This is a genomic window from Hymenobacter negativus (genome assembly GCF_016056375.1).
Classification (GTDB): domain Bacteria; phylum Bacteroidota; class Bacteroidia; order Cytophagales; family Hymenobacteraceae; genus Hymenobacter; species Hymenobacter negativus_A.
In genome coordinates this window covers 126,768-138,351 of record NZ_JAEDAE010000009.1, presented here as the reverse complement: position 1 = coordinate 138,351, position 11,584 = coordinate 126,768, and the positions used below count along the sequence as shown (strand labels likewise).

The window sequence follows — 11,584 nt, the reverse complement described above, 5'->3', positions numbered from 1 at the left end:
CCTTGGGGAGAGGGGGAGCCTAGGCAGCGCGGCTTGAGGCACATGCTTTAGTTTGTGCCGGGTTATAATTTATTTTTAATCACAAGCTAAAGCATGCGCTACGGTAGTCAGGCTCCCCTCTCCCCAAGGAGAGGGGGCGGGGGGTAAGGTTAATGCACATACGGCCCCCAGTCTTCCTCAAAATACCGCACCAGCACCTGGTTATTGAGCTGGTTAACCTCCGTCGGCACTTCGCTCATGTCGGGCGGAAAGCGCAGCATGTCGTGAATGGTGGCCGGGGTGATGTAGCGCAACCCCGCCGGCAGCGGGCTCATATCGCCTCGCCAGTGCGTGTCGGGGCCCGCCAGCACGTAACCCCACTCGCCGAAGGAGGGCACGTAGAGGTGATAGGGGATGGTGTGCAGGCCCACGGCCGCCAGCGTGTGCGCCACGCACCAAAACGACTGCCGAGCCAGAAACGGCGAGGTGCTTTGCACCACCAGCCGCCCGCCTGAAGCCAGCCGCTTGGCCAGCGCCGTGTAGAACGCGGCCGAATACAGCTTGCCGATGGAGTAGTTGCCGGGGTCGGGAAAGTCCACGATGATGGCATCGTAGCGCGTGGTGTCCTGCCGAATCCACTGGTAGGCGTCGGCGTTGATGACCTGCACTTTGGGGTTATTGAGGGAGCCTTTGTTTAGGCCCAGCAGCAGCTCGTTGTGCTTGAATAGCTCAGTCATGCCCGCGTCGAGGTCGACGAGCTTGATACTGGTCAGGCGCGGGTATTTCAGCAGTTCGCGCACGGCCAGGCCGTCGCCGCCGCCCATCACCAGCACGCGGCGGGCCTGGGGTAAGGCCTGCATGAGCGGATGCACTAAAGCTTCGTGGTAGCGGTACTCATCGGCGGAACTGAACTGCAGGTTGCCGTTGAGGAACAGGCGCAGCTCGCGCGGGTTGCGGGTGAGGACGATGCGCTGGTAGGGAGTTGATTTCGAGTAAATAACCTGGTCCTGAAAAGCCAGGTTTTCGGTGTAGGCCAGCAGCTTGTTGGCGAAGCCAAACAGCACCGCCAGCCCCAGCAGCGCCACCGCAATGCCCACCCCGAAGCGCCGGCGGTAGGGCCGCGTTTCGGGGAAGCGGGCCAGCACCACGGCGGCCACGGCCAGGTTCAGCGCCCCGAAAACCAGCGAGGTACGAATCAGCCCCAGTTGCGGCACCAGCACCAGCGGAAATATTAGCGAAGCCAGCAGTGCGCCCACGTAATCGAAGGTGAACACCCGCGCCACTAGGTCCTTAAAAGGGTAGCGGTGCTCTAGAATTCGCATCAGCAGCGGAATTTCGAGCCCCACCAGCACGCCCGTGAGGCCCACCAGCGTGTAGAGCAGCAGGCGAAACGAGGCCACGTACTCAAAGCTCAGGAACAGGAGCGGGGCCATGCAGCCGCCCACCAGCCCCACCAGTATTTCGAGCCTGATAAACCAGCGCAGCAGCGAGCCTTCCAGAAACCTGGAGAGCCACGAGCCGATGCCCATCGCAAACAGATAGGCCCCGATGATGGTGGAAAACTGCGTGACCGAGTCGCCCAGCAGGTAGGAGGCCAGCGTGCCGGCAATCAGCTCATAAATCAGCCCGCAGGTGGCAATCACGGCCACCGCCGCCAGCAACAGGCCCGGCAGCCGCGCTTCGGGGCCGCCTGCGGCGCGGGCATCGACCGGGGCCGCCGGGGCGGGTGCATCCAGCAACTCAGCCATGAATGGCGGCGCTGATGATAATGGCCACGGCCAGCATAAAGGCCGCGCCGAGAATAGCCAGGGCAGTGTTGTGCTCCTCCATAATCTCCTTGCGCAAGGTGCCCGGCGTCAGTTTGTTGAATACATAAAAGCTGACCACCAGAATGATGATGCCGAGCAGCGAATAAATGACGGAAGCCGCGAGGGCTTTGGCGTTGAGGTATTCCATGGGAAAGGCGGTTACTTGTGGAAATACAGGCCGCGCCCGGCGTGGCCGTGGCCGCCGGAGCCGGGCGCGTTCAGGGTTTCGGTGCTCTCGTTGTCGTCGCCGAGCAGGCGGGTGCCGGTGGCCGTGCCCCAGGCAAACCAGGCCAGCGGCAGCAGCAACAGCAGCGCGTAGAAGCGCACCGGGCGCAGGAAGTTGAGCAGATTTTCTAGCATACCGTTTGACTTATTCTTCGGTCGCATAAGGGTTGTAGTCGCTGTTGGACCAGCGGCTGCGCTCGTGAGAGTGGCGGCGCAACAACTGGAGCCCGGGCACCAGAAGTATTAGCCCGAGCACCACGAAAAAATTCGAAGGCAGTGCCGGGTCGGCCCATACATTCACCCTGATTTCGGGGGTTACACCTTTTTCAGTGAAAGGATAGAAATTTAGGTGGTAGCGGCCGGCCGGCACCCGCGAAAGCACGGCATCGGCACTGCGGCTGCCTTCGCTCCAGCTTTCACCGCCTTCGACGCCGCTATAAAATTCAATGTTTTTGGTGAACTCGAAGCCGCGCCCGGTTTGCTCGTTCACGAGGCTCACGGGCAATTCCAGCCACTGATTGCTTAGCGTGGCATTCAATTCAATATCGAGGGCCGTTTGATGGTCGAGGGTAAAGGAGGGTGAAACCAGCACGCGGCCGGTGCCGGGCGCGGCCGTGGCCGTAGTATCGGGAGCCACCTGAATGGTCTGGCTAAGTACGGACGTAGTGCGCACCGCCAGCACGAGTTGAATGAGTACCAATGCCGCGGTAAGAATACCTGTCAGCGTCCAGAGGGCCGAGTGGCTGTTGCTGCCCGGCGCGGGTTCCACCGCGCCCGTACCTTCCTGGTGCGGCAGCGAACTCCGACTGATGTTAAAAGCTGAGGCCAGTTCATCAGGCGCTACGTGGCGGCCCCGGTACCACTGCTGTTCCTTGCCACGGCGCTCCTGTACCAGCAGCCGCGGAGGGTTGATATGTTCGGCCACATTCAGGGTATCGTCGCGCTCGATGTCCCAGTCAAACTCCCCCAGCGCCCAGTTTATGCGCGGCTGGTATTTGTTGAACAGCTTAAAATCGGCCAGCTTGAAATCCTCACGGTTCTTGTCGAGGTGGCTGGCGGCCCAAATCAGTGTCCAGTGGCCATTATATTCGGCCAACTGCACGTAGCGGCCGGTCTCGGGCTGAAATAACTGGTATTCGCGCCAACTGTATTGCCGGTGGTTAGCCTCGCACCGGCTCACTACGCCTACCACGCGGTAGAGCGCGCCATCCAGAATACCCAAAGTACCCAGCGGCAGCACCGGCGAAGTTTTGGGCGCATCCTTGTAATTCCCGAATACCTCGGGCGTTTCCTCCCCCGACCACCGAAAATACGCGTGGCAGTTGGGGCAGGCGTAGTATTCGCTGCCTGCCACGTCGTAGTACGTGATGCTGGTGTGGCACTCGGGGCAGTCCAGCTGGGCCGATTCGGGCTGGGGCGTAGCAGTTTCGCTCATCGGCGCACTTCGGTTTTGGTGAGCTCAGTGCCTTCAAAAAACGCCAGCGTGGCCGCGTAGATGCCGCGCACCGTGGCCGCGTTGTCGCGCCGGAAATTGGAAAGAAACACGTCGAACGTGGCCAGCCCGTGCTCGGGCCAGGTGTGGATGCTCAGGTGCGATTCCGTCAGGGCCAGCACGGCGGTGAATCCTCCCGGGCCGGCTTCATCGGCCGGGAAGCTGTGGTAGGCCTCGCCCACTTTTTCGAGCCCGAAGGCCAGCACCTGGGCATCGAAGAAGGCGCGACAGCTGTCGGCATCGCGCAGGGCGGCGGGCGGCGCCGCAAAAGTGGCCAGGATGTGCAGACCGGGCGTATAATCGGGCATGGAAAGGAGCGTGGGGCGAGCGCGGCGGCAAGATAGGAAGCGGAACGGGTTGATATTTGGCCTGGGCTTGCGGGCTGTATCGCCCGGCCTGGCCGGCGCATTACAAAAACGTCCCGCTCCACGACCATGACGGCCACTATCATCTCCGAAAACCAGCTCCCGGGCCTGCCTTCGGCCTCCGGCGTCGAAATTATTGGCTCCGTGGCCTATGTCATCGGCGACGATTCGCCCTATCTCTACCAACTCGACGCGGCCACGCTGGCCCCCACGGGCCGCATCGTCCTGTTTGATGCGGCCGACGATTTCGCCTCCGGCCGCATCGCCAAGCCGATAAAGCCCGACCTGGAGTGCATGGTGGCCCTGGCTTGGCCCGACGGCCGCGCCGGCCTGCTACTGCTCGGTTCGGGCAGCCGGCCCAACCGGGCGCGCGGCTGGTTTGTGCCCGCCGAAGGGCCGCAGCTGCCCGAAACGGTGGACCTAACGGCTCTGTATGCTGCCCTCGTCGCCCATTTGCCCGCCGGCGTACTCCTCAACCTCGAAGCTGCCGCTACTACTGCCACCGAGCTGCTGCTGTTTCAGCGCACCGTGGGCCGGGCCGATGCGGCGCTGCTTTTTGTGCTGCCGCTGGCTGAAACGCTGGCTTTTCTAACAAATCCAACGGGGGCAAGCCCGCCCGCTGTGCATCAACTGGTATTCGAGCTGCCGCAGATTGAGGGCTGCCCGGCAGGCTTTTCCGGGGCCACGTTCGTGGACGGGCTACTGTTCGTGTCGGCCTCGGTAGAAAACACCGCCGATGCCGTGCTTGATGGTGCGGTACTCGGCTCATTCGTGGGCGTGGTAGACGTGGCGGCGCACACCGCTACGTTTGCGCGACTGGCCTGGGCCGATGGCCGCCCGTATTTCGGCAAAGTAGAGGGGCTAGCCGTGCGCCAGCAGCTGGCCGACGGACAGTTCGAGCTGCTACTTGTGACCGATGACGATGCGGGCGGCAGCACCGCCGCCACGGCCCACCTGCGGCTGGGCTAGTTCGGTTCGGGTAGTTGGCGCAGCCACTCCGTCGCTTCCTCCTCCGTGGCAAAAAGGCGGTAGGTGAGGGCCGACTGCTGCAGCATGGTGCTCATCACCTGGTCCAAGGCCAAGCGGGCGTACACGTCGGTGGGGATGATGATGGCGCCGAACAGGGCGTATCCGTCGCTGGCGCTCCGGGCCAGCCAATCCTGGCCAATCCACTGCCGCTCCTCGTCGGTGAACGGGGCCATGTAGCGCTGGTCGGCCAGCATCTTGTGCCAGCCGTGGCGGCGCAGTAGGTGGTGGGTGTGGGTTAGAAAAGCCTGAAAAACAGCGAAATCGCGGGGCGCTTCGGTGTATTGCACCAGGGCATAGCCGTCGGGGTGCTCCAGCAAGCGCCCAACCGGGTTCTCAAAATATAATCGCATGCTACTAGATAAATAACAAGTTGGGATAGAGATAGAAACAGGATAAGATGTTCAGCCTAAAATAATAAATGGCCGGGTCTGCTTACGGGAGCTTACATAATTTGTTGGCATAGAGGCGTGGGGAGGCCGGCCCGGGCGTAATTTTGTTTACTTCCCAAACCGCGCACTACCGCCGCAGTTTTCGTCTGCCCTTCATTCTATGCCATTGCCGCTTCGCGCTCAGGAAACGCTGTTCTTTCAAAATGCCGCCGGCAAGGTATTTTACCAGCCCGGAGGATTCGTGCGCCTGGCGTGGTCGCCCGAGCGGGCGGCGCTGGATGCCATTCAGGCTTTTTATGAGCAGGTGCTGAGCCTGATGCTGAGCACCAACACCCGCAAAATTCTTTCTGACCACGGCCAGCGCGCCCCACTTTCCGGCGTGGCCCAGGCGTGGCTCACCGGCCAATGGATTCCGCGGGCCATCAACCAGGCGCGGGCGCAGTATTGCGCCATCGTGGAAGGGGCCGACCCCATGCACCGGCTCTCCACGCAGTCGGTGGTGAGCGCGGCGCCGGCGGGCCTGGTTTTTCGGCGCTTTTCTACGCTGGAAGAAGCCGAAAAATGGTTGTACGGGGCCGAGCTGAGCCGCTAAACAAAACCGTCATTCCGACCGCAGGGAGGAATCTGAGTAAAACCGATGAACGGCAATGCTCTGATTCCTCCCTGCGGTCGGAATGACAAGTCTGTTCTGGCTACGCCGGGTCGGTTTCCGGTACTGCCTCGCCTTTTTCGGCGGCCCGCACCTCCTTTTTGGCGGGGTTGATTTTGCGGCCGCGCGGGGTTTCCTCGTCGCCCAGCACCATGCCCCAGGGCTTGAGCGGCTCGATGCGGTCGAACACAATCTTTAAAATTGCAATGACCGGCAGGGCCAGAAACATGCCTGCCACACCGCCAATGGCGTTGCCCACCAGCACGCCCACAATGGCCACCAGGGCATTTACCTGAATTTTGGAAGCCACGATGCGCGGAATCAGGTAGTGGTTATCAATAAACTGAATGAGCATATAGGCCCCCAGCACCGCCAGGGCGTGGCCGTAGCCGTCCTGCGCCACGAAGGCCATGAGCATGGGCAGGGCAATGGCAATAAGCCCGCCGATGTAAGGGATGAAGTTGAGCAGCGCGCCCATCACGCCCAGCAGCAGGGCGTAGGGCACCCCGATGATGAACAGCACCGTGACGTTGAGCGCGGCCACGATGCCGCCCTCAATCAGCAGGCCTACCATGTAGCTTTGAATAGCGGTTTTGCTTTCGCGCAGCACCTCGCTCACCCCGGTGTCGCGGCGGTGGCCCGAAAAGGCCTGCACCAGAAAATCGACCAGCCGCTTCTGGTATAGAAACAGCAGGAAGATGTAAACCGGTATGAGCGTGAACGATACGAGAATGCCCGAAACCGTGGAAAGGGTGCCACCCAGCAGGCCCTGGGCCTTGGTGCCGGCCTCGCTCATCCAGCCCTGCAGCTTCTGGTCGCTCACGCCGAAGCGCGATTGCAGCCACTCGTGCACCTGGGCCGCCGTCTGTGCGAACTTCTTCTTGAACATCGGCATCTGGTCCGAGAGCTGCGCAGCTTCCATGCTAATGAAATAGACCACGCCCAGCACCGCCGCCACGCCCAGCACCACCGTGAGCAAGATGGCCAGCAGCGGCGGCACCCGCTTGCGAATGAGCCACTGCTCCACCGGGTGCAACATGATGGCAAAAATGGCCGCGAAAAACAGCGGGAAAATGATGTCGCTGGCAATGTGCAGCGTGAACACCAGCAGCGCCAGGCCCAGCAGTATCAGCGGGGCTTTTACGTAGAGCGGAAACTGCAGCTCGCGGGGTGTTTGGGTATCGTAGGGTTCGGGCATGAAAGGGAAGAAAGAGCCGGTTGGGGCAAAATACCGTCCGGTGCGCCCGCTTACGTGCCCCTTCCTGCCACGTTGCCGCGATTCGGCGAGTGGCGGGGAATCCTCGGCCAGCGCAGCAGCCGTCCTCCCGACGCAGCAGGAATCGGAGCATTGCCGTTCAGCGGTTTTACTCAGATTCGTCCCTGCGGTCGGAATGACAGCGCCGGCCTACCGCCCGAAATCCTCCGTCGTCTGCAAAAACATGGGCGAAGGCACCTCCGTGCTCTGGCCGGTGGGCGTGAGCAGGCCCGATTGCGGGTCGACGCGGTAGCTCACCACGTTGTTGGAGTTCTGGTTGGCCACCAGCAGCAGGCGGCCGCTGGGGTCGAGGGTGAAGTTGCGGGGCGTTTTGCCCTGCGTGTCAACGTCCTGAATGGGCACCAGCGTGCCGTTGCTGGTATCAATGGCAAACACCGCAATGCTGTTGTGGCCGCGGTTGGAAGCGTAGAGAAATAGCCCGTTGCGCGACACGTGAATGTCGGCGCAGGAATTCTCGCCCGTGTAGCCGGCCGGCAGCGCCGACAGCGTCTGAAGCTCGCGAAAACGCCCGGCAGTGGCATTATATGCCAGCGCCGTCACGGTCGAATTCAGCTCGTTGATGAGGTAAGCGTGCTTGCCATCGGGGTGGAAAACCAAGTGGCGCGGGCCCGCGCCGGGCTTAGCTACAAAGGCCGGTGCGGCCTCGCGGGTGAGTTGGGCCTTGGCGGGGTCGAGGCGATAGGCGTACACGCGGTCGGTGCCCAGGTTTACGGCAAAGGCGAACTTGTTGGCCGGGTCGGGGAGGAGGCAGTGGGCGTGCGAGGCGGTCTGGTTCTTGTGCGGGCCGCTGCCGGTGTGCTGGTCGGTAGTGGGCGCGCCCAGCTGGCCATCTGGCGCTATGGGCAGCGCGCTCACGTTGCCGCCCACGTAGTTGGCCACCAGGGCCATTCTGCCGGTGTGGTCGAGGCTGATGTAGCAGGGCGAGGCTCCGTTGGAAGGCTGCTGGTTGAGCAGTTTCAAATCGCCGGTGCGCGGGGCCACGGCAAAGGCGCTGACCCCACCGCCCGGCGCGCCCCGGTACGTCTGGGTTTCGCTCACGGCATACAGGAAATGGTGGTTGGCCGAGAGCGTGAGGTAGGTAGGGCTAGCCCCGCCGTGCTGGGCGCTCACGCGGGTGAACGCGCCGGTGGTGGCATCCACGCGGTAAAGAAAAATGGTGTTATCCTGCTCGTTGCCCACATTGGTGCCCACGTACAGCCAGTAGTCTTTGGCGGCGGTGCTGCTACCCCCGGCCGGCCGCGCGCAGCCCGCCAGCAGCGTAATGGAAAGCAGCCCCAGCCCGCTTAGCAAGCGTAGGCGGCCGCGATATGCAGGAAAACCAGTCATAAGAGAAGTTAAAATAGAAGATGCAAAAATGCACAAAAGCTGCCGGGCCCGGCAGTTCAGTCGCAAAAAAACGAGCCCCGCCGACAGAAAATAGCAATGAATTGCCGGGCGAAAAAAAAGCAGATGGGCGGGGCCAAAACTCGAGCTATCCACTTTTGCGCCTCATAAAACATTCACCTGACGCACCTTAATCTTGTAGAAAAAGCGGCATTGACACTGTATTCAACACCGCTTTTTGGCCCACTGCCCATCAGCCCGTTGCCCATTGCTCCGCCATGCCTTTTTTCACGCGCCTCCCCACCGATACCAACCTGATTGAAGCCCACCAGTGGTTTCCGGGCCAGCAGGTGGCCGGCGTGACCGACGAGGTGCCGGGCTTTGCGGGCACCGAAAGCCTGCTGCCCGTGCCGCCGCACGCCTACCTCACCAACCGCAAGGGCCGCCTCACCGTTTTCGCGGGCGACTGGGTTATCACGGAGCCCACCGGCGAACAGCACATTTGCCAGGACCGCCTGTTCCAGATGAGCTACACGCCGGCCGAAAACGAATTAGCCCCGCTGCCCGTCTCCGCCCCCAACGCGCAGAATTAATCGCGCCTAGGCGGCCGCCGAAATGGTCCGCACCCCCTGGCCGCGCCGTGCGCCGGGGCGTTACCTTTGCCGCATGGAGTTTCAGAAAAAGAAGTATGCGTTTCGCGGCATGGATGGCTACGCCGGTTTCCGCAATGGCCAGGAATACGAGCTCGAGCTGGGCCTGAGCCCGGCCGATGAGGAGCGCCCGGCCGAGATTGTCATCATCAATCCGGTTTCGCGCCAGTACATGTATTGCAGCAAGCAGGAGTTTACCGCGCGCTGGGAGAAGCGGTAGGTGTAGAGAAACCTGTTCAGACTGACAAAAACGGGGTTATCTCACCCGAATACGTCAGCGTGAGCTGGTGCATGGCCCGGGTGCACGCCACGTAAAGCATGCTTTTATCGACCTCCGTTTTGTAAGTGCGGGCGGAAGCAAACGGCACGATAACGGCATCAAATTCCAGCCCTTTTGCCAGGTGGGCCGTGGTGATGATGACGCCTTCCTGGAACGTTGTGGACTCGTCGGTTAGCAAATAAATGCCCGGGGCTTCCAGCGCCTGATGCACCTGCTCGGCCTGCCGAAGGGTTTTGCAGATGATGCCCAGCGAATGATTGCTGGAGCTTGAAAAGCTGCTGATTAACTGCTTGATGGCCTGTATCTCCTCGTCCGGGATGCCGTAGCGGGCCACCACCGGCTCCGGCCCGTGCCGTTCCAGCGGAATGATATTGGGGTTGGGCGTGATGCGCTGCGCGAAGGCCGTAATCTCGACCGTGGAGCGGTAGCTGCGGAACAGCTTCACCACCTCGGCCTGTGGAAAGACACGCTCAATCATTTCGGCCGAAGACGAGCTGTAGGGATTAACCGTCTGGCTGACATCGCCGAGAATGGTCTTGCGGCACAGGAACATGCGCGACAGCACGGCGTATTGCACGGGCGTGTAGTCCTGCATCTCGTCCACCAGCAGGTGCTTCACGTTGTCGTAGGTGCTGATGCCTTCCAGGCGCAGGCGCAGGTAAATCAACGGGAAAACGTCGGCGTACTCTAGGCGCAGGCTGTGGTCGAGCTTCAGCAGCTCGGGCTTGCCCAGCCAGCGGTAAAAATCCCGGTACAGGTCCAGCACTTGGTGGAACCGGAACATGCGCGGAATCGCCTCCCCAATCGTGGATTTCTCGTGGTTGGTGAGCTTCCGCTTGGCGGCGTCGCGCACGTAGTTCCGCACTTCCTCGGCCACTAGGGCAAACCGTTTTAGGAGCGGCACGCGGTGGAAGGTTTTGAACTTGGCCAGCAGAAACGGCAGGGGCACAATGGTTTTGCCGACCCGCAGCTCCTTCACGGTGAAGTAGTTGTTCTCAACGTGAAGGAGGTACTGGTTGAGCTGGCTCAGGAATTCAAACGACGACTTGAACCGGATGCGCTCGATGAACGCGGCGTCGTGCTTTTCCAGCAGCGTCGATACCTGCTCGAAAAAGGTCTGGAACGAGTACTGATGGTCGAGCAGGTCGGCCGCCAGCTCGTCCATGCCCAGCTCGGGAATGTGCTCTTCGCCCAGCTCCGGCAGCACGTTCGAGATGTAGTCGGCGAAGACCTTATTGGGCGAGATGATGAGGACGTCCTTTGCCCGAATGGTTTCGCGGTAGCGGTAAAGCAGGAACGCAATGCGATGCAGGGCAATGGAGGTTTTGCCCGAGCCCGCCACGCCCTGAATGACCATCACCTGCGCCGTCTCGTTGCGAATCACCGCGTTCTGGTCGCGCTGAATGGTCGCGACGATGTTCTTCATCTTGTCGTCGGAAGACTTGGCCAGCTCGCGCTGCAGCACGTCGTCGTGAATGTTGACGTCGTTTTCAATCATAAACTCCAGGCGGCCATCCCGGATTTTGTACTGCCGCTTGAGCTCGATGGTGCCCTTCACCTCGCCGCCCGGGGTCGTAAAGGAGGCGTCGCCCAACTCAAAATCGTAGAACATGGAAGAGACGGGCGCCCGCCAATCATAAATCAGGCTTTGGCGCTGCTGCTCGTCGATAAAGGAGTAAATGCCGATGTACACCGGCAAGCTGGCCTTGCCCTGCGGCACAAAATCGATGCGGCCGAAGTACGGCGACTGGCCCAGCTTGAGGAGCTTGCGCTTCCGCACCACAGCCGCCTCGCCCGTAAACGCCATGCGATTGACGGACTGACCGGCGGCCACCATGTCAGCATCGTCCATGCCGGACTGGTGCTCGTGGATGTACTGCTTTTTTTCCCGCAGCTCGTCCGAAAACTGCTTCACGGAGCCATCCACCCGTCGGATGGCCAGTGTCAGCTTCTCCTTAATTTCTTCCAGGTATTCTCTCTCTTCTCGTTCCGTTGCGTGTATCACTGGCAGTTTTTTGGGGAATGGGCTTTACTTTTAATAGGGAGGGCAAATTTCGGGAGAAGGGTGGTGTTTTCAGTATTTTATAAAATATTGTGGCTGCTGGTGGCTAGTCTATCT

At 61.2% G+C, this 11,584-nt stretch carries 13 protein-coding genes; 4 read left to right on the top strand and 9 right to left on the bottom strand.

Annotation, left to right across the window (positions count from 1 at the left end; genetic code table 11):
* Positions 1-149: 149 nt before the first annotated feature.
* The 5 genes from I7X13_RS17630 to I7X13_RS17610 are packed head-to-tail and all read right to left on the bottom strand — an operon-like array spanning position 150 to position 3,812.
* Positions 150-1,727, bottom strand: coding sequence for a polyamine aminopropyltransferase (locus I7X13_RS17630; RefSeq protein WP_198076484.1), 1,578 nt, complete (start codon positions 1,725-1,727; stop codon positions 150-152).
* Positions 1,720-1,935, bottom strand: a complete 216-nt coding sequence (locus I7X13_RS17625) for a DUF350 domain-containing protein (RefSeq protein ID WP_198068907.1) — start codon at positions 1,933-1,935, stop codon at positions 1,720-1,722. The genes I7X13_RS17630 and I7X13_RS17625 overlap by 8 nt, the downstream gene beginning before the upstream one ends.
* Before the next feature lie 11 nt (positions 1,936-1,946).
* On the bottom strand, positions 1,947-2,147 hold the full coding sequence (locus tag I7X13_RS17620) for a hypothetical protein (protein WP_198068906.1): 201 nt from the start codon (positions 2,145-2,147) through the stop codon (positions 1,947-1,949).
* 10 nt (positions 2,148-2,157) lie between these two features.
* Entirely contained in the window at positions 2,158-3,447 is a 1,290-nt protein-coding gene (locus I7X13_RS17615; protein ID WP_198076483.1) for a DUF4178 domain-containing protein, read from the bottom strand.
* The gene (locus tag I7X13_RS17610; RefSeq protein WP_198068904.1) at positions 3,444-3,812 is read right to left on the bottom strand and encodes an S-adenosylmethionine decarboxylase family protein; all 369 of its coding nucleotides are present in this window, start codon (positions 3,810-3,812) and stop codon (positions 3,444-3,446) included. The genes I7X13_RS17615 and I7X13_RS17610 overlap by 4 nt, the downstream gene beginning before the upstream one ends.
* Positions 3,813-3,938: 126 nt before the next feature.
* On the opposite strand from I7X13_RS17610, the gene I7X13_RS17605 reads away from it, so the two are divergent.
* Complete coding sequence (locus tag I7X13_RS17605) at positions 3,939-4,838, top strand: DUF6929 family protein (protein WP_198076482.1); 900 nt, start codon at positions 3,939-3,941, stop codon at positions 4,836-4,838.
* Here I7X13_RS17605 and I7X13_RS17600 read toward each other — a convergent pair.
* Entirely contained in the window at positions 4,835-5,248 is a 414-nt protein-coding gene (locus I7X13_RS17600) for a hypothetical protein (RefSeq protein ID WP_198076481.1), read from the bottom strand. The genes I7X13_RS17605 and I7X13_RS17600 overlap by 4 nt on opposite strands.
* 199 nt (positions 5,249-5,447) lie before the next feature.
* On the opposite strand from I7X13_RS17600, the gene I7X13_RS17595 reads away from it, so the two are divergent.
* Positions 5,448-5,879 carry a hypothetical protein gene (locus I7X13_RS17595; protein WP_198076480.1) on the top strand — a complete coding sequence of 144 codons (432 nt, stop codon included), beginning with the start codon at positions 5,448-5,450 and terminating at the stop codon, positions 5,877-5,879.
* 100 nt (positions 5,880-5,979) lie between these two features.
* Here the strand turns inward: I7X13_RS17595 and I7X13_RS17590 are convergent, their stop codons facing one another.
* Entirely contained in the window at positions 5,980-7,134 is a 1,155-nt protein-coding gene (locus I7X13_RS17590) for an AI-2E family transporter (protein ID WP_198068900.1), read from the bottom strand.
* 207 nt (positions 7,135-7,341) lie between these two features.
* Positions 7,342-8,538, bottom strand: a complete 1,197-nt coding sequence (locus I7X13_RS17585; protein WP_198076479.1) for a lactonase family protein — start codon at positions 8,536-8,538, stop codon at positions 7,342-7,344.
* 275 nt (positions 8,539-8,813) lie between these two features.
* Here I7X13_RS17585 and I7X13_RS17580 point away from each other — a divergent pair, with 275 nt between their 5' ends.
* Positions 8,814-9,128 (top strand): hypothetical protein, encoded by a 315-nt coding sequence (locus I7X13_RS17580; RefSeq protein WP_198076478.1) that lies wholly within the window; start codon positions 8,814-8,816, stop codon positions 9,126-9,128.
* Between the two features lie 73 nt (positions 9,129-9,201).
* Positions 9,202-9,405 carry a hypothetical protein gene (locus tag I7X13_RS17575; protein ID WP_198076477.1) on the top strand — a complete coding sequence of 68 codons (204 nt, stop codon included), beginning with the start codon at positions 9,202-9,204 and terminating at the stop codon, positions 9,403-9,405.
* 16 nt (positions 9,406-9,421) lie between these two features.
* Here I7X13_RS17575 and I7X13_RS17570 read toward each other — a convergent pair whose 3' ends face one another.
* Entirely contained in the window at positions 9,422-11,470 is a 2,049-nt protein-coding gene (locus I7X13_RS17570) for a HelD family protein (RefSeq protein ID WP_198076476.1), read from the bottom strand.
* Positions 11,471-11,584 lie beyond the last annotated feature (114 nt).